This is a genomic window from Isoptericola luteus, assembly GCF_020297055.1.
GTDB classification, from domain to species: domain Bacteria; phylum Actinomycetota; class Actinomycetes; order Actinomycetales; family Cellulomonadaceae; genus Isoptericola; species Isoptericola luteus.
In genome coordinates this window covers 271,930-288,987 of the sequence record NZ_JAIXCQ010000001.1, presented here as the reverse complement: position 1 = coordinate 288,987, position 17,058 = coordinate 271,930, and the positions used below count along the sequence as shown (strand labels likewise).

18 protein-coding genes are annotated in these 17,058 nt (G+C 73.2%); 13 read left to right on the top strand and 5 right to left on the bottom strand.

All coding sequences use genetic code 11. The features are described from left to right. Nucleotides 1-50 precede the first annotated feature (50 nt). Nucleotides 51-911 (bottom strand): sugar phosphate isomerase/epimerase family protein, encoded by an 861-nt coding sequence (locus tag LEP48_RS01390; protein ID WP_225563726.1) that lies wholly within the window; start codon nt 909-911, stop codon nt 51-53. Nucleotides 912-1,008: 97 nt separating this feature from the next. On the opposite strand from LEP48_RS01390, the gene LEP48_RS01385 reads away from it, so the two are divergent. From LEP48_RS01385 to LEP48_RS01360, 6 genes are all read left to right on the top strand, one after another. Next, complete coding sequence (locus tag LEP48_RS01385; RefSeq protein ID WP_225563725.1) at nt 1,009-1,650, top strand: HAD family hydrolase; 642 nt, start codon at nt 1,009-1,011, stop codon at nt 1,648-1,650. Between the two features lie 57 nt (nt 1,651-1,707). Next, the gene (locus tag LEP48_RS01380) at nt 1,708-2,247 is read left to right on the top strand and encodes a histidine kinase (RefSeq protein WP_225563724.1); all 540 of its coding nucleotides are present in this window, start codon (nt 1,708-1,710) and stop codon (nt 2,245-2,247) included. A gap of 71 nt (nt 2,248-2,318) precedes the next feature. Beyond that, nucleotides 2,319-3,161, top strand: coding sequence for a DUF4097 family beta strand repeat-containing protein (locus LEP48_RS01375; protein WP_225563723.1), 843 nt, complete (start codon nt 2,319-2,321; stop codon nt 3,159-3,161). A gap of 27 nt (nt 3,162-3,188) precedes the next feature. Continuing rightward, nucleotides 3,189-3,980 (top strand): ABC transporter ATP-binding protein, encoded by a 792-nt coding sequence (locus LEP48_RS01370; protein ID WP_225563722.1) that lies wholly within the window; start codon nt 3,189-3,191, stop codon nt 3,978-3,980. Beyond that, on the top strand, nt 3,980-4,744 hold the full coding sequence (locus LEP48_RS01365; protein ID WP_225563721.1) for an ABC transporter permease: 765 nt from the start codon (nt 3,980-3,982) through the stop codon (nt 4,742-4,744). Before LEP48_RS01370 ends, LEP48_RS01365 begins: the two co-directional genes overlap by 1 nt. A 71-nt stretch (nt 4,745-4,815) precedes the next feature. Continuing rightward, the gene (locus tag LEP48_RS01360) at nt 4,816-5,835 is read left to right on the top strand and encodes a phosphotransferase family protein (RefSeq protein ID WP_225563720.1); all 1,020 of its coding nucleotides are present in this window, start codon (nt 4,816-4,818) and stop codon (nt 5,833-5,835) included. A gap of 35 nt (nt 5,836-5,870) precedes the next feature. Here LEP48_RS01360 and LEP48_RS01355 read toward each other — a convergent pair whose 3' ends face one another. Further along, nucleotides 5,871-6,749: a GAP family protein gene (locus tag LEP48_RS01355; protein ID WP_225563719.1), complete on the bottom strand. Its 879-nt coding sequence runs from the start codon at nt 6,747-6,749 to the stop codon at nt 5,871-5,873. Between the two features lie 138 nt (nt 6,750-6,887). Between LEP48_RS01355 and LEP48_RS18665 the strand changes: the two genes are divergently transcribed. Then, nucleotides 6,888-8,171 carry a sensor histidine kinase gene (locus tag LEP48_RS18665; protein WP_225563718.1) on the top strand — a complete coding sequence of 428 codons (1,284 nt, stop codon included), beginning with the start codon at nt 6,888-6,890 and terminating at the stop codon, nt 8,169-8,171. Further along, the gene (locus tag LEP48_RS01345) at nt 8,168-8,857 is read left to right on the top strand and encodes a response regulator (protein ID WP_225563717.1); all 690 of its coding nucleotides are present in this window, start codon (nt 8,168-8,170) and stop codon (nt 8,855-8,857) included. Before LEP48_RS18665 ends, LEP48_RS01345 begins: the two co-directional genes overlap by 4 nt. Nucleotides 8,858-8,892: 35 nt before the next feature. Here the strand turns inward: LEP48_RS01345 and LEP48_RS01340 are convergent, their stop codons facing one another. The 3 genes from LEP48_RS01340 to LEP48_RS01330 all read right to left on the bottom strand — a co-directional run bounded on the left by LEP48_RS01340 (nt 8,893) and on the right by LEP48_RS01330 (nt 12,606). Continuing rightward, on the bottom strand, nt 8,893-9,750 hold the full coding sequence (locus LEP48_RS01340) for a carbohydrate kinase family protein (RefSeq protein WP_225563716.1): 858 nt from the start codon (nt 9,748-9,750) through the stop codon (nt 8,893-8,895). 25 nt (nt 9,751-9,775) lie between these two features. Then, a complete protein-coding gene (locus LEP48_RS01335; RefSeq protein WP_225563715.1) occupies nt 9,776-10,396 on the bottom strand; it encodes a calcium-binding protein in 621 nt (206 codons plus the stop codon). Between the two features lie 110 nt (nt 10,397-10,506). Further along, nucleotides 10,507-12,606, bottom strand: a complete 2,100-nt coding sequence (locus LEP48_RS01330; RefSeq protein WP_225563714.1) for an NHL domain-containing thioredoxin family protein — start codon at nt 12,604-12,606, stop codon at nt 10,507-10,509. Nucleotides 12,607-12,701: 95 nt separating this feature from the next. Between LEP48_RS01330 and LEP48_RS01325 the strand changes: the two genes are divergently transcribed. The 5 genes from LEP48_RS01325 (at nt 12,702) to LEP48_RS01305 (ending at nt 16,814) form a co-directional block, all read left to right on the top strand. After that, a complete protein-coding gene (locus LEP48_RS01325) occupies nt 12,702-13,208 on the top strand; it encodes a hypothetical protein (protein ID WP_225563713.1) in 507 nt (168 codons plus the stop codon). Between the two features lie 188 nt (nt 13,209-13,396). Continuing rightward, nucleotides 13,397-14,245 carry a hypothetical protein gene (locus LEP48_RS01320; protein WP_225563712.1) on the top strand — a complete coding sequence of 283 codons (849 nt, stop codon included), beginning with the start codon at nt 13,397-13,399 and terminating at the stop codon, nt 14,243-14,245. Nucleotides 14,246-14,256: 11 nt separating this feature from the next. Further along, nucleotides 14,257-14,871, top strand: a complete 615-nt coding sequence (locus tag LEP48_RS01315; protein WP_225563711.1) for a helix-turn-helix domain-containing protein — start codon at nt 14,257-14,259, stop codon at nt 14,869-14,871. A gap of 433 nt (nt 14,872-15,304) precedes the next feature. Beyond that, nucleotides 15,305-15,577, top strand: a complete 273-nt coding sequence (locus LEP48_RS01310) for a hypothetical protein (protein ID WP_225563710.1) — start codon at nt 15,305-15,307, stop codon at nt 15,575-15,577. 592 nt (nt 15,578-16,169) lie between these two features. Continuing rightward, nucleotides 16,170-16,814, top strand: a complete 645-nt coding sequence (locus LEP48_RS01305) for a hypothetical protein (RefSeq protein ID WP_225563709.1) — start codon at nt 16,170-16,172, stop codon at nt 16,812-16,814. The last annotated feature ends 244 nt before the right edge of the window (nt 16,815-17,058 follow it).

Genomic DNA, 17,058 nt, shown 5'->3' with positions numbered 1-17,058 from the left:
CCCGAGGCGCCCCGGCCTGACATCCAGGCGCCGCCCGAGGCGCCCCGGCGTCACTCCCAGGCGTCGGCCGGGCGGTGACGATGCTCGGGGGCGGGCGGCGTGTAGGGCTCCGGGACGGGCGCCAGGTGCGCCCGGGCGAAGCGCAGCGAGGCCTCGAGGTCCGCATGCCGCTCGTGGGCCGTGCGCGCCTTGCGCGTCGTGATCTCGACGACGACGTCGCCCGCGTAGCCGCGGCGGGACAGCTCCTCGAGGACCTTGTCGCAGCCCATGTCGCCCCGGCCGGGCACGAGGTGCTCGTCGCGCGCCGAGCTCGTGCCGTCCGCGAGGTGCACGTGCCGCAGCCGGTCGCCGAACCCGGCCACGAGCTCCAGCCCGTCCTGCTGCGCGACGGCGGCGTGGGACAGGTCGAGGGTCACCGCGTCGTAGTCGTGGTCGGCGGGGTCCCAGCCGGGCAGGTAGGCCTTGAGCTCGCGTTCGCCCTTCGACCGGGGCCGCCAGGGGTACATGTTCTCGACGGCGATGGTGACGTCGCCGCTCTCGTTGAGCTCGTGCACGAGCTCCTGGAACTGACGCGCGTACTTGTACTGCCAGCGGAACGGCGGGTGCACGACGACGGTGCTCGCCCCGAGCTCTCCGGCCATCTCGACGCTCCGGCGCAGCTTGGACGCCGGAGCCCGGCCCCACACCCGCTGGCTCACCAGCAGCGTGGGCGCGTGGATCGAGCGCACGGGCACGCCGTGGTCGGCGGCGAGGCGGGTCAGCGCCGCGGGATCCTGCGTGGCGTCGTCCGACCACACCATGATCTCGACGCCGTCGTACCCGAGCTCCGCCGCCGCCTCGAAGGCGAACGCCGCGCGCCGCGGGTAGACGGACGCGGTCGACAGGCTGACGGGGATCGTCGTCTCAGGCATGCCCGACATCCTCGCCACCCCGGCTGACGAGACGCTGAACGTCGACTGACCCCACTCCCGACACGCTACCCGGTGAACCCCGGTTAAGGTCGGGCGCATGGTGCGCACCGTGGTCTTCGACGTCGGCGAGACCCTCATCGACGAGACCCGGATCTGGACCCGCTGGGCGGGTCGGCTCGGCGTGCCGGCGCTGACGTTCCTGGGCGTCCTCGGCGCCTGCGCGGCGCTCGACAGGCCGCACCGGCACGCCTTCGACCTCGTCCGGCCGGGGCTGGACGTCGACGCCGAGATCGCGCGCTGGGCCGACGACGACCCCGACGGCCTGCGCGAGAACTTCGACGCCGACGACCTGTACCCCGACGTGCGCGAAGGACTCGCCGCGCTGCACGACGCCGGGCTCGCCGTCGTCATCGCGGGCAACCAGCCGCCGCAGGCCCGCGCGGCGCTCGAGGCGATGGACCTGCCCGTCGACGCGATCCGCACGTCCGACGAGTGGGGCGTCCAGAAGCCCGACCCGGGCTTCTTCGCGAAGGTCGCGGAGCTCAGCGGCGTCCCCGCGGCCGAGATCGCCTACGTGGGCGACCGGCTCGACAACGACGTGCTGCCCGCGGCCGACGCCGGGATGCGGCCGATCCTGATCCGCCGCGGCCCCTGGGGCCACCTGCACGCGGAGCGTCCCGAAGCTGCCCGCGCCACCGTCGTCGACTCGCTGCTCGAGCTGCCCGCGCTCCTGGCCTGAGCACCCGGTGACGCCATACCCCTTGCGATGACACCATGGTGGTGTCATAGTGGCGTCATGGACCTGAACCGATACGTCGAGACGCTACGTCGCCAGCTCGCCACGGCCGCGGCCGCCGGCGGCGACGAGGCCCGCGAGCTCGCAGACCGTCTCACCGCCCCGCTCGACTCCGCCGCCCGGCTCGTGCTGCTCGACGCGCTCTCGGACGCGGTGGGCGAGATCTCCGCGGACCTCGCCCCCGGCGCCGTCGACCTCCGCCTGCGCGGCGGCTCGCCCGAGTTCGTCGTCACGCCGGCCCTGCCTTCGCCGTCGAGCCCCGCCGCGCCCGCCATGCACGTCGTGCCTGCTCTGCCCGCGGCACCTGCCGCGGAGACCTCGCCGGAGGACACCTCCACGACCCGCACCACCTTGCGCCTGCCCGACCGCATCAAGGCGCAGGTCGAGGTCGCCGCGGCGCGCGACGGCGTCTCGGTCAACACGTGGCTCGTGCGGGCGGTCTCCGCCGCGCTCGAGCAACCCGCACGTCATCCGGCCGAGCAGTCCCGGCCGAGCCCTGGCCGGCGCGGCGCCGGCCGCGTCACGGGCTGGGTGCGCTGAGCACCTCGCCTCACCGACACCACTACTGACACCACACTTCAGCAGCCTGACACCACCACAGGAGCTTCGTCATGCCCACTTTCCCCGCCCCCCACCCCGTCCCTGTCGTCGTGGACGTCCCCTTCGCGAACCTGCGCGTCGTGGCCTCCGCACGGGACGACGTCGTCGTGACCGTGCTGCCGACCGACCCCTCGCGGTCGGGCAGCACGCGCGCCGCCGCCGACGTCCGCGTCGCCCGCGACGGCGACACGATCACGATCACCTTCCCCGGCTCGTGGAAGCAGTACGTCCTCCCCTTCGCGGCCGGCACCGCCGACATCACGGTCGAGCTGCCCACGAGCTCCGAGGTACGCGGCAAGGCGGGCAGCCTCGAGACCGAGGGCCCGCTCGCCGTCGTGGACATGACGCTCTCGGCCGGCGACGTCCGGGTCGACGACGTGGACCGGCTCGCGGTCAAGGTCGCCGCCGGCTCCGTGACCGTGGGCCAGGCCCGGGGCACCGCGGACGTCAAGGCGAGCGCCGGCTCCGTGCGCGTCGACCACGCGGCGGGCCAGGCCAGCATCCGCACGAGCGCCGGGGGCACCGCCGTCGGCACCGTCACCGGCGCCCTCGAGGTGCACGGGGCGCACGGCGACATCACGGTCGACCAGGTCCGCGGCACCGTCGTCGCACGGTCGGCCAACGGCGACGTCCGGGTCGGCAGCCTCGTGTCCGGGAGTGCCACGCTCACCACCTCCTTCGGCGCGATCGAGGTCGGCGTGCCCCACGGCACCGCGGCGTACCTCGACGTCGAGTCGCAGCACGGCAAGGTCCGCAACCAGCTCACCCCGGCCGAAGGCCCGGTGGACGACGAGTCGACCGCCGAGGTCCACGCCAGCACCGGCTACGGCGACATCGTCGTCCGGCGCCCCTGACGCCACGCCCCCACCCGAGGAGACCCCATGACCACCGACCAGACCCAGGCACCCGCGATCCGCGTACGGGGCGTCGAGAAGTCCTTCGGCGACCTGCACGTGCTGCGCGGGGTCGACCTCGACGTCCGCGCGGGGAGCATCCTCGCGCTGCTCGGCTCGAACGGCGCGGGCAAGACCACGCTCGTGCGCATCCTGTCGACGCTGCTGAGCGCCGACGCCGGGACCGTCACCGTGCAGGGCTTCGACGTCGCCACGCAGGCGGCCGACGTCCGCAGGACGATCAGCCTCACCGGCCAGTTCGCCGCGGTCGACGAGGTCCTCACCGGCCGCGAGAACCTCGTGCTCGTCGCGCGGCTGCGGCACCTGAAGAACCCGGGGGCCGTGGCCGACGACCTGCTCGCCCGCTTCTCGCTCACCGACGCCGGTGACCGCAGGGCGGGCACCTACTCCGGCGGCATGCGGCGTCGGCTCGACATCGCGATGAGCCTCATCGGCGACCCTCCGGTCATCGTCCTCGACGAGCCCACCACGGGCCTCGACCCGCAGTCCCGCATCGAGGTGTGGCAGACCGTGCGGGCCCTCGCCGCCGGCGGGACCACCGTGCTGCTCACCACGCAGTACCTGGAGGAGGCGGAGCAGCTCGCCGACCGGATCGCCATCCTGCACGACGGCACGATCCTCCAGAACGGCACCCTCGCCGAGCTCAAGCAGCTCCTGCCGCCCGCCACGGTCGAGTACGTCGAGAAGCAGCCGACCCTCGAGGACGTCTTCCTCGCCCTCGTCACCGAAGCGCCGACCAGCACCCGGAAGGAAGCATGATGAGCACCGCCGCCCTCGCCGACACCAGCGCCCTCACGGGCCGCTCCCTGCGTCACGTCCTGCGCAGCCCCGACACCATCATCACCACCGCCGTCACGCCCGTCGCCCTGATGCTGCTGTTCGTCTACGTGCTCGGCGGCGCGATCGACACCGGCTCCGGAGAGTCCTACGTGGACTACATGCTTCCCGGCATCCTGCTCATCACGATCGCGTCCGGCGTCGCGTACACGTCCTACCGGTTGTTCCTCGACCTGCAGGGCGGGATCGTCGACCGGTTCCAGTCCATGCCGATCGCGCGCTCGAGCGTGCTGTGGGCCCACGTGCTCACGTCGGTGCTCGCCACCATCGTGTCGGTCGCGATCGTCATCGGCGTCGCGCTGCTCATCGGGTTCCGTACCGGGGCGTCCGTGGGCGCCTGGCTCGGGGTCGCCGGCATCCTGGTCCTGTTCACGTCCGCACTGACCTGGCTGGCCGTGATCGCCGGGCTCTCCGCGAAGACCGTCGACGGCGCGAGCGCCTTCAGCTACCCGCTGATCTTCCTGCCGTTCGTCAGCTCGGCCTTCGTGCCCACCGAGACGATGCCGGGCCCGGTCGCCTGGTTCGCGGAGAACCAGCCCGTGACGTCGATCGTGGACACCGTCCGGGCCCTGTTCGCCCAGCAGCCCGTCGGCGCGGACATCTGGGTCGCCCTCGCGTGGCTCGTCGGCATCCTCGCCGTCGCCTACGGGCTCGCGGTCGCGCGCTACCGCCGGCGGGTTCGCTGAGCTCGCCGGACGCCCCCCTGCGACGCAGCGACGTAGCGGCCCGGTCGGAACCGGCCGCTACGCTCGCGCGCATGCTCACCAAGACACCGGTCAGCGACGCCCAGGTGGCGGCGGTCCTCGACCCGCTCGGCGCCGTGCGGGAGGTCGCCCCGCTGGCGGGCGGGCTGTTCGCGAGCGTGCTGCGGGCAGACCTGGTCGACGGCCGCCGCGTCGTGGTCAAGGTGACGGGCGCCGACCAGGCCCGCCTGCTGCGCTACGAGCGCGGCCTGCTCGGCACGGAGGTCGAGGTGAACCGCCTCGCGCACGCTGCGGGCCTGCCGCTGCCGCGGGTGCTGCTGCACGACGCGACCCGGCGCCACGTCGCCGGTGACGCGATGGTCACGACGTTCCTCGACGGCGATCTGTGGAGCGAGCTCGACCTGGACCAGGTCGGCACCACCCGCGCCCGACGCTCGCTCGGGGCGTTCATGGCCCGGCTGCACTCCCTGCCGGTCGCCGGGCGGTACGGGTACCCCGCCCCCGGGTCCGGGCTGGCGCGGGACACCTGGCCCGACGCGTTCGCCGCGATGGTGGCGGCGGTGCTCGACGACGCCGCCCGCTGGGCGGTGGACCTGCCCGCGGCCCGGCTGACCGCGGCCGTGGCCGCACACCGCGACGTCCTCGCCACCGTCACGACGCCACGGCTCGTGCACGCGGACCTGTGGGCAGGCAACCTCCTGCTCGACCCTGGCACGCAGCGCGTCACGGGGGTGCTCGACGCCGAGCGCGCGCTGTGGGGCGACCCGCTGTTCGAGCTCGTCGGCGCCGACCAGTTCAGCACGGGTGCCGTCGATCCCGACCTGCTGGCCGGGTACCGGGAGGCCGGTCGCGAGACGGGTCTCGGCGACGGCACCCCCGGCTCGGGCGACCGCGAGGCCTGGACCCGCCTGCGGCTGTACCGCGCCTACTTCGCGTGCCTGCTCGTCGTCGAGGTGGTGCCCCGCGGCTACCCACCGGACCAGGCCGAGTGGCAGTCGGGACTCGCGCGCGCCAACCTGGCACGACTGCTCGACGAGCTCGACGAGCTCGATGAGCTCGACCCGCCTCGCTGACGCGCGGCGCCCGCGCCGACGCCCGGCCTCCGCCGTCAGCCCGTCCAGCCCAGGTTGCCCATCGCACCCAGGGCCAGCAGCACGCCGAGGATGCCGAGCACCCACCCCGTCATGTCCGCGGCGTTCTTGGTCAGCCACCTCTCCAGCCTGCGGAGCAGCGGATCGACGAACCGCGCGGCCAGCAGCCGCCCACCGAGCAGGAGCAGCGCCGGGAGCACCATGACCACGCAGTAGACCGCGAGCACGCCCACCCCGGTGAGGGTCGGCAGGTCCGACGTCGTGATCAGACCGATCGCCGCCAGGTACGGCAGCATCGTGCCCACCTCCAGCGCGACCGCGCCGAGCGCCAGCCCCAGCAGCGGGAGCAAGGAGGGCCGCGCGGCCACGGAGGCCGTGGGCGCGGAGCCGGTGGGCGCGGACGCCGTCGTCGGCGCCGGGAGCGAACCCCCCACGGCGAGCTCCGCTCCGGCGGTGCCAGCGGTGCCGGCGGCGACCGCCTCCACCCCCATCGCCCGCGCCCGCCAGCGGACGAGGCGCCCGGGGCGACCGCCGCGCCGCTCGGCGCGGGCCTCGGCCTTCTTGCCGTCGAAGCGCCAGCTGATCGCGAACAGGCCGATGCCCAGCAGGAGCTGCAGGATCATGACGGGCCGGGACTCGAGGACGTCCCCGTACAGCGCGAGCAGCGCGCCCGCCCCGAGCATGACCGCGATGCCCACGGCGAGGTAGAAGCCCGCGACGGTGCCCAGGTACGCGAGCAGCCGTGCCGGCCGGAGCCTGCCGGGCGCCATGAGCAGCCACACGGGGATGAGCAGGGTGCCGAAGCTGGTCGAGTCCACGAGCGCGAGCACCACGAGCACTCCGGCCATGGCGCCGAGCCCGGCACCCTCGATGCCACCGAGGTCCAGGATTTCCATGCCGACGATCCTCGCGGCGCGCCGCGGGCGCCGTCGTCGGCCGAACGAGTGATCCTCCGGCGCCGTCGTGCCGGGCCCCGGCGCGTCGTACACCCTTCGGGCGATCCGCCGGCCGGCCACCTGTGCTGGGATGGCACGGTGAGTGTGGACACCGCCGAGCGCCGGCTGCGCACGCTGCTGGAGACCTGGGGCGGCGACGACCGCCGCGGCGACGTGACGACCGCGGTCATGCTGTTCCTCCTCGGCCTGCTCTTCCTCGAGGTCGGCCTGGTGGACCTGTTCTCCGGTGGCGTGCTGGGCAGCGTGACGCCGCAACCGTGGTGGCGCGTCGCGCTGCTGGCCCTCGGGTGCGCCCTGACGCTCGCCAAGCGGACCCACCCCCTCACCGCGCTCGCGGGCGGGGTCGCCGTCACCGCGGTCGACATCACCTGGGGCGGCAGCCTGGCGGTCCTGCTCGTGTTCTGGGACCTGCTGTACGCGGCGGCGATGTGGACCCGCCCGACGGCGCGCCGGTGGCTGTGGGTCACGATGCTCGCGGTCACGGTGGGTGTCGCGGTCGTCGCGGGCGAGGTGGAGCGGGACGTGCGCGCCTTCGTGTACACGGGCCTGAACATCGGTGCGGTCCTCCTGGTGCCGATGTGGTGGGCGACGAACGTGCGGCAGAAGTCCGAGCTCGCCGCGCTCGAGCGGGATCGTGCCGACTCCGCGGCACTGGCCGCGCAGCTCGAGCGGGAACGGGCGGCAGACCTGGTGCGGCTCGGCGCCGCCGAGCGCCACGAAGCCGTGCAGGCGGAGCGCGCGGCCATGGCCCGCGACCTGCACGACGTCATCGCCTCGCACCTGTCCACGATCGCGATCCACTCCGGCGCGGTGCTGTCGAGCCCGCCGGACACCGAGCGGGACCGGGCCGCCCTCACGCAGGTGCGCCAGAGCGCCGTCGCCTCCCTGTCGGAGATGCGCTCGATGATCGAGCTGCTGCGCGCGGACGCGCCGCGCGACCCCCTGACCGCCCCCGGACGGCTGGACCGGCTCGACGACCTCGTCGGGGCCGCGCGCGACGCCGGCGTGGACGTCACGGTCGACGACCCGGACGACATGGCCAAGACCGCCCTGCCGGCGGCAGCGGGCCAGGCCCTGCACCGCATCGCGCAGGAGGCCCTGACCAACGCCCGCAAGCACGCACCAGGCGCACCGGTCCACGTGCGGCTCGCGCGAGCCGGCACCGGCGTCCTGCTGGAGGTCCGCAACGCGTCGCCCTCCGGGGCCCGGGTGCCCCTGGCGGAGCCCGCTCTCAGCGCGGGCACGGGGATGGTCACCATGCGCGAGCGGGCCGAAGGCCTCGGCGGGAGCCTGGAGGCGGGGCTCGACGACGACGGCTGGGTCGTGCGCGCCCACGTCCCGGTGCCGGAGGTCCGGCCATGACGGCCACCGGCCGCACGCCGGTGCGGGTGCTGATCGCCGACGACCACGCAGCCATCCGCGCCGGGCTGCGGCTGCTGCTCGACGCGGCGGACGACGTCGACGTGGTGGGCGAGGCCGCCGACGGGACGTCCGCCGTGGCGAACGCCCGGTCGCTGCGGCCGGACGTCGTCCTCATGGACCTGCGCATGCCCGGCGTGGACGGGATCGACGCGACCCGTGCCATCCGCGCCGAGGGGCTGGCGGAAGTGCTCGTGCTCACCACCTTCGACCTCGACGAGTACGTCGACGGCGCCCTGCGGGCGGGGGCCGCCGGGTTCCTGCTGAAGTCGGCCGAGCCCGCGGCCCTGCTCGACGCCGTGCGCCGGGTGGCCCGCGGAGACGGGGTCCTCGCGCCGGAGGTGACCCGGCGCGTGCTCGCGGGCTACGCCGGTGGGCCGGTGCCCGCCGCCGGGACTCCCGGTGGCGACGGTCGGCCGGCGCCCGACCCCCGCCTCGCCGGCCTCACGCCGCGCGAGACGGACGTGCTCGCGGCGCTCGGGCGCGGGCTGTCCAACCAGGGCATCGCCGCCGAGCTGGTGATCACCGAGGCCACCGCGAAGACGCACGTCTCGCGGGTGCTGGCGAAGCTGGCCGTGACGTCGCGCATGCAGGCGGCCGTCGTCGCGCGCGACGCGGGCCTGGTCTGACGGCGGCCGGGCGCCTCGGTGCCAGCGGTCGGGCGTCAGGCGCCGGGCGCCAGGCCCCGGCCCCGCACGACGTCGGCCGCGTGCGCGGCCGCGGCCCGCATCGCGGCCCCGACGCCCGCGCCGCTCAAGTGGGCGTCGAGGAACGCGGCAAAGAACCCGTCGCCCGCGCCGTTCGTGTCGACGACGTCGGGCACGGCCACCGCGGGCACGTCGACGAAGCCGTCCGCGTCCAGGGCGGTGGCCCCCCGCGCCCCGTGCGTGCACACGACGAGCCGCGCCCCGGCGTCGAGCCGCGCGGCCATGAACGCACGGTGGTCGGCCAGCCGGTCGGAGCTCAGGAAGAGGTGCGACCCCGCCTCGACCCACGGGCGGTGGAAGTCGGCGGAGCCGTCGTAGTCGTGCAGGTCCACCCAGACATCGCGGCCCCGTTCGAACGCTGCCGTGAGCACGGGCAGCGCGGGCAGCGCCAGGTCCACGACGACGGCCTCGGCGTCGTCCAGCGCGGCGAGCGTCGCGGCCCAGCCCGGACCCGACGCCGGAACGGCCCCCGGCGCGCGCAGGTACACGGAGAGCCGCCCGCCGTCCCCGTCCATGAGGTTGAGGTGGCTCTCGGTGCGCCCGTCGGGCGACGGCTCCACGATCAGCCCGACGCCCCCGCCGGCGAGCGCCTCGCGCACCCGGCGGCCCTCGTCGTCGTCCCCGAGCACCGTGCGCAGCACGACGGTGCGCCCGAGCCGTGACAGGTTGAGCGCCTTGCCGGCCGACGTGCCGCCCACGACGTCGTAACTGTCACGGGCGAACGTCGTGTGCGGCGTCGGCTCCGGCAGGGTGTCCACGTGGACGACCCGGTTCCACGAGGCGGGACCGGCCACGAGCACGTGCGGTGAGATCACGTGGACACCCTAGTCACCGGTGCGGTCAGTCATCGTGGCCGTACCTGTCCTCCCAGCGGTCCTCGACCCGCTCGGAGGCGCTGCCCTGGCGCACGACGTCCTGGCCCGAGCCGCCGCTGACGCGGTCGCGGCCGCCCTCGCCCTCGACGAGGTCGCGCCCGGAACCGCCGTGGAGCCGGTCTCGCCCTGAACCGCCCTCGATGTGGTCGTTGCCGCTCCCGCCGCTGATGCTGTCACGGCCGGAGTCGCCCTCCAGGTCGTCCTTGCCGGTACCACCGTAGAGGCGGTCGTTGCCGCGCTCGCCCTCGACCTCGTCGTGGCCGCTGCCGGCGTGGATCCAGTCGTTGCCGGAACCGCCCTCGACCTCGTCGTCGCCGCCGCCCGCGCAGATCACGTCGTGCCCACCGCGGCCGTCGATCTCGTCGTCGCCGCCGCGCGCGACGATCACGTCACGACCCGACGTGCCGTTGATCTCGTTCGCACCGTTCGTGCCGACGATCGTGGCGCGCAGCCCGTGGCACGTGGGGGTCGCCGCCTGGGCCGACGTGGCGGTGGCCGTGACCGAGAGGCCCGCCGCCGTCAGCGTCGCAAGAGAAAGTGCCGCCAGCCGCCCGGTGCGGGTGGCGCGAAACGTGGTGGTTCTCATGATGAAACCTCCGTGTCGGTCCGGGTGTGGACACGCACCACCGTCCGCGCCGTGAATGAGCCGACCGTGTGGCCCCGATGAGGCTCCTCTCATCAAAGCCGACCGATGCCTCAGCCGCGCAGGGGAAGGCTGAGCGCCGCCTCACCCGTCGGGGTGACCCGCACCGGCACGCCCCAGTCCTGCTGCGCCAGGTGGCAGGCGGGGAAGACGTCCGGGTCGGGCTCGCCGTCCGGGCCCAGCGGCACGACGTCGCACGACGCCGCCTTCGCCGTCACGTGCAGCACGCCCTCGGAGATCTCGGGGTTGAGCACGAGGTCGCGCACCAGGTCCACGCCGTCACCGGCGCCGTCGAGCAGCAGCTCGGGCGGGGTGGCGCTGACCCGCAGCTCGGTGGACGGGCCCCAGCGGTCGTCGAGCTTCTGCCCCGGCGCGGGCACGAACGGCACGTCGAGCCGCAGCGGGCCGGGTGCGACCTCGGTGGCCGGCCGGGCGACGCGGTGCGCGCCCCCGTCGAGCACCCGGCCGGCGAGGTCGGCCGGCAGCGCGACCCGCGTGAGCCGGTGCGCGGCGGACTCCACGACGAGGAGGTGCACGGCGGGCGACCCCGCGTCGTCCGCGACCTGCACGACGACGTCGCTGGGCTCGGCGAGGCCCGTCGCGACGGTCGTGACCTCACCTGTGGCGGGGTCGTAGCGGCGCAGCGCGCCGTTGTACGTGTCGGCGACGACGACGCTGCCGTCCGGCAGGGCGGCGACGCCGAGCGGGTGCTGCAGCAGCGCGTCGGCGGCCGGGCCGTCCCGGTGGCCGAAGTCGAACAGCCCCTGCCCGACGACGGTCGTGACGGTCACCCCGCCCGACCCGGCCGAGCTGTCAGGCCCAGGACCATCAGAACCTGCACGAGAACCTGACAGCTCCCGGGCTTCTGAGTTGTCAGGACCAGGAGCATCAGAACCAGCAGGTGACCCTGACAGGTCGGGGGTGACGAGCCGCAGGGCCGACGTCTCCGCGTCGGCGAGCCACAGGCCACCGGGCACGTCGGCGCCGGACGCCGGAGCGAGGCCCGACGGCTGGGCGAACCACGCGCCGTCGCCGGGGCCGTCCTCCAGGCCCTCGTTCATCGTCCCGGCCAGCAGCCGGACCCTGCCGCCCACGGGGTCGAACGACCACAGGGTGTGGTTGCCCGCCATCGCGACGACGAACGCACCCAACGCTCCGGACCACTCGACGTCCCACGGCGAGGACAGCCGGACGCGGCGCGCGGCGTACGAGGCGCCGTCGTCGAACGGACCGGTCTCGCCGGGCGCACCGGGCTCGATGTCCCGCACGACGTTCTCCTGGCCGCCGACCATGAACTGCTCGCCCGTGCCGGCCACGGTCGTCACCGCACCGTCGGCGAGGCGCACGCCGCGCAGCGCGTGGTTCACGGTGTCCGCGACGAGGACGTCGTAGCCGAGCGACGCCCGCAGCCCGGCGGGCACGAGGCACAGGCCGTTCGGCTCGCTGAACCGTGCCGTCGAGGAGCCGGAGCCGTCGGGCGCGCCGTCGACCAGGCCTCGCTCCCCGGACCCGATGCGCCGCACGAGCGTCTCGCCGTCGGGGGCGAGCTCGGCCAGCGAGTGGTGCCCGGCGTCCGCGACCAGCAGGTTCCCGCCCGGCAGCGTGACGGCCTTGGCGGGGAACCGCAGCGTGCCCGCGGTCGGCTCGGGCGGCACGTACGGGCCGTCGCCGCGGTGCAGCGTGCCCCTGGCCTCGTGCTCGGCGACCAGCTCCTCGACGATCGCCTCGATCGCGGACGCGTGCCCCTCCCCCGCCATCTGCGCGACGACGTACCCCTCCGGGTCGACGACGACGAGCGTCGGCCAGGCGCGCGCGGTGTAAGCGCCCCAGGTGACGAGCTCCGGGTCGTCGAGGACGGGGTGGTGCACCTCGTACCGCTCGACGGCGGCCGCGAGCGCCACCGGGTCCGCCTCGTGCGCGAACTTGGGCGAGTGGACACCGACGATCACCAGCTCGTCGCGGTGCCGCTCCTCCAGCTCGCGCAGCTCGTCCAGCACGTGCAGGCAGTTGATGCAGCAGAAGGTCCAGAAGTCGATGACAACGACACGGCCCTTCAGATCGGCCAGTGACAAGTCCCGACCGCCGGTGTTCAGCCAGCCGCGCCCGACGAGTTCGGATGCGCGGACGCGGGGCAGGCGGGATGTAGCGGTCACAGGCCCATTGTGCGGCACCGCGTTGGGTCACCGACGAAGGAGCCCTCGCGACGGCGGCAACCGTCCGAGGGCATGGCCGGTGAGGAGACACCGACGTGCACAACCCTACTTTCTTCTATGCGTCTGGCGCGGAGTCGCTGGAGTGCCTGCACGCCGCGACGATGCGGCGTGACCAGTACCGGCGTGACTGCCTCCAGTGCGGCGCGTCGGCGTTCGACCCGACCGAGGCCGGGGCGGCCGAGGTCGCCGAAGCGGTCGCGACGATCGCCGATTGGCAGGCCGAGTGGTCGGACTCGTGGGAGGCCGACGACCACACGACGGCGGCCGAGCCCAAGAGCCTCCCAGCGCCGAGCCTCGCCGAGGAGGTCGCCCAGGCGGATGGACTCCTCCGCCGCGCCGTCGTGGACGCCCAGGAGACAACCAGGCTCCCGGTCTCCGGTGTACTCCACGGGCGCGTCCTCCTCGTGCTCGCCGAGCGTGACGACGTGCGGGACGCGGGGCTCTCGCTCCAGGATGCGGCGGCCTGGGCTCGCGTGCTGGCCGTGGTCGTGGAGCGCGTTCGCCTCGGCGCCGCGTTCTTCTCCGAGGCCGTCGCCGCGTGAGCGCGGCGGGTTCGCCCGCTCCCACTTCGGGGGCGGGCCGCCCGTCGGCGTCCCGTCGGGGGCGTCGTCGGGCTTGGCATGACGTTGTGGAGCCGGGCGCCTACTCGCACGTCCCGGTGTGGGCCTCGCGGCGCACGTGGCTCGCATTCGTCGCCGAGCGGGCGGCTGGGCAGCCTCGGCGGGCTCGGGTGCGCCTCGCGGTCGCCGAGGTACTCGCCGCGGCAGCCGACGGCCATACCGGGCGCGGTGTTGCGCTGGCGGTCGAGACGATCGCCGAGCGGGCCGAGGTGTCGGAGCGGTCCGTCCGCAACGTGCGGGCGTGGCTCGCGGTCGAGGGGCTCGCGGTTGAGGCCGTGCGTGGTCGCCACCTGACGCGCGCCGAGCGGCAGGCGCGGCGTGCGCTGGGGCGTGGCGGCATCGTGACGGCGTCGGTGTGGGCGCTCACGCATGAGCCGATCGGTGCCGCCCACCCGGACCTCGTAGAGGTCTCGGGTATCTCCAGGAAGTCTCAACTCCCCCAGGCGCGTCGCGCCGGGACCAAGCGCAAGCGTCAGACGACGGCCAGGGACACCGCTCCGCGGTCCCTCGCGCTCCAGCGGCTCACGGCCGAGGTCGCCCGACGGTCGCCAGGTCTCGCGCCGGAGGGGCGCCACCTCGGCGGGCTGGCGGACGTGCTCGCTCGGGCTTTTGGCGAGGCCGTCGAGACCGCGAGGGTGGCCGACGTCTTCAGGATCGCCGAGGCCGGGGGCGCCGGTCGTGTGTGGGCTCTGGAGGGCGTGCGGGACGTGTGGGGCTGGCTCGGTGCCCGGATCCGCGCTGGACGCTCCAGGGGCTTTGCTACGGCCGCGGAACGGGCCACCAGGGACGCCGAGGCGCGGACCGAGCGGGAGCGACGAAGGGCAGCCGAGCGTGTCGCCGAGCGGGCGGCCAGGGCCACGACGCACTCCCCCGCGGCCCGCATCGCACGGGACAGCATCCGGGCGGCGATCGCCGCGGCCCGACAGGGAAGTAAGTACGCCGCGCCGGTCGGCGCGTGAGAGGGGAAGACGTGAGCAACAAGGGCATCGTGTGGGCCGTGGCGGCACTCGTCGGGATCGTCGCCGCGGTCTCGTTCGCACTCTCGGCGTCGGCTCTCGTGGCCGTTGCGGGATGGGCGGGGGTGCGCGGTCCGCTTGCGTGGTGTGCGCCCGTGCTCGCCGACGGCGGCGCGCTCGCGTTCTCGCACGCCGCGCTCGTGCGCCGGGGGCAGGGGCGCGGGGCGCGCGTGGAGTGGGCGAGCCTGGGCGTCCTGGCGGTCGTCAGTGTTGCGGCGAACGTCGCGCACGGGCTCGGCCTGCACGTCGGCGAGGCAGTGCGCGTCGCGGTGGGCGTTGCGGTCGTCGGGCTCGCGCCAGTTGTCGTGCTCGTCACGACGCACACCCTCGCGTCGCTAATTGCTCCCGAGGCGAGACAACTGGCCAGCGACGCGCCGGAGGCGGCCGAGTGCAGCACCCCCGCGGACGACGTTGCAGACGCCGTGAGCGAGAGAGACGACGACCCCGCGGACGACATCGCGGCCATGCTCGCGATGCGCGACGCAGGAACGTCGCTTCGAACGATCGGCGAGCGATTCGGGGTCCATGCTTCGACCGTGTCGCGGCGCCTCGCCGCAGTCGCTAGGTGAGGGCCCGGTGGCCCCGTCAGACATCGCCTCGGCGAGATTCGAGGGCTGTCGGGTGCTAGATGGGGCCGACAGAGCGTGACGCGTGCCGATTGGGACACCCACGGTGAACGATGCCGCGTAGACCTGCATCGATCCTGCGGGCAGCGTAGCGAGATACCCCGGCCTCAACTACAAAAGCCCGGACTCTGCCACACGGCAGGCCCGGGCTTTTGGACGTCGCCTCGGCGTGTCGCGTTCTGGGTGTCAGTGACAGATGCCAGACTCCACGCAGTGAGGCGGCGCTCATCCCACCGCGGGAATGGCCGAAGCCTGGCGGGACGAGCGGGTGATTCGCTTGGTAGGCAATCACACCCTAGACCCGGCGAACGCGGATCGCGCAACGGCGCACCGCGTGCAGCAGCCATGAGCCGCCTCACGGATCGGAGGTAGGCGCATGGCCACCATCCTCATCACGTACGACCTCAACAAGCCCGGCCAGGACTACAAGGCTGTGCACGAGGCGATCAAGAAGTTCCCGGGGTGGGCCCACCTCATGGACTCCACGTGGGCCGTCAGCGGCGTCGGGCTCACGCCGTACTCGGTGTCCGACACGCTTCGTGCCGTCATGGACAAGTCGACCAGCCTGTTCTGCGTCGACATCACGGGCCAGGCCCGACAGGGATGGCTCGACAAGGACATGTGGGAGTGGTTCGACAAGGCGGCCTGAGGTCGTTCATCGCGAGGGTCGTCGTCGAGGAAAGCCTCGGCGGCGGCCCTCGCCGATGTCGCGACGTGTCGCCGTTGGCCCAAGGCTCGCGCAGACGGAACCCGCAATGGTCGCCCCCAGAACTCTCGCCTACACGTTCGCCGGGCTCGCGTTGCGTGTGCGGGGCAGCGGGTTCGGACGCTCGCAAGCGTCGCACGTCCTCGCAACAACACTGGCTGTACCACAAGGTGCACGTGTTGCGGCGCCCGTTACGGACGGCGCGCCGGTGATCGTGAGCGCCGAGCAGAGGGCGACGAATTCGGCGAGTTTGCGGCCCTGGGCGACGTCGCGGCCATGCGCGCCATGCGTGACGGAGGCGCGACGTTGCGCGAGGTCGGCGCGGCGTTCGGGTGCCATGCGTCGGCTGTCGCGCGGCGGTTGCGGACCGTGGCTTCCTAGCCTCCCATCGCCGCCCGCGCCGATGCGGGCCTCTCGTCGTGGACCATCGCGCCATTAGTCGGGGCCTGGCGTAAGGCGGGGAATACAATTCGTTTCGGTCGACGCCTCATGACTCAACTGCTATCTTCCACCTATGTCGCCCATGTCTAGCCTCATGGCCGCCGCCCAGAGCACTGCGGCGCCGTGGTGGGGGGTGCCCGCGATCGCAGGATCCTTCCTGATAGTCGGTGGAGCGCTGGGCTTTTGGTTTAATTGGATTCTCGAAGGACGCAGGCAGGGACGATCGGAAGCGATCCGCTGGGACGGCGACATTCGACAGTACGTCGCCGAACTCGTTGGAGTTGTCGAAACCCTGATTAAAGAGCGCTCCCGACGAGGAGCCTTTACAAAAGGTATGGTCTGGGTTCTTGAACAGAAATTGGGAGAGGCAACGGAGGTTGTCATCGGACACAACCTCACGGCTGATCCGAGTGAGGAAATGCGAAAGCTAATCCGTGACACGGTCAATACCAGCCGCGCAGAATCTCCCATCTACAAGAAGAGCGAGAAGCGCAGCAGGGCCGCCTGGGAGCGGGCCTTCACGCTGACCGCAAGCATCAGTCTCGTGGCATCAAGAGACATTTGCGATGCACTTGACAACCTAATCACAACCGCGAGCAGAGTGCTGAACTTCGACGATCACGAAGACCTCTCCAGCGACGAGATAAAGAAGATTCGCAAAGCGGTGAATCGGCTCGTCGATGAAGCGAGGCGACATCTAGGGCTTCAAGGTCTGGAAGATATTGAACCTCAGCGTTAGGCCGGACCGCCCAAAATCTCGCACTTCGCGGGCACACGGCTTGCACACTCGTCGCAATTTGACTACTCAACCTCGCAGAGGTCGCGCTCCTCGCCATCGGCGATATAGACCGAATCGCCGATGAGCCACCAAGTGCCGTCAGGGCAGGAGCCGAATCGACTCTTGAGGACAACAGCGCCGGACAGGGACACCCCGGGCGGACCTTGGGGACCAGACTCACCCGTTGCGCCCCTCGTGCCCTGCG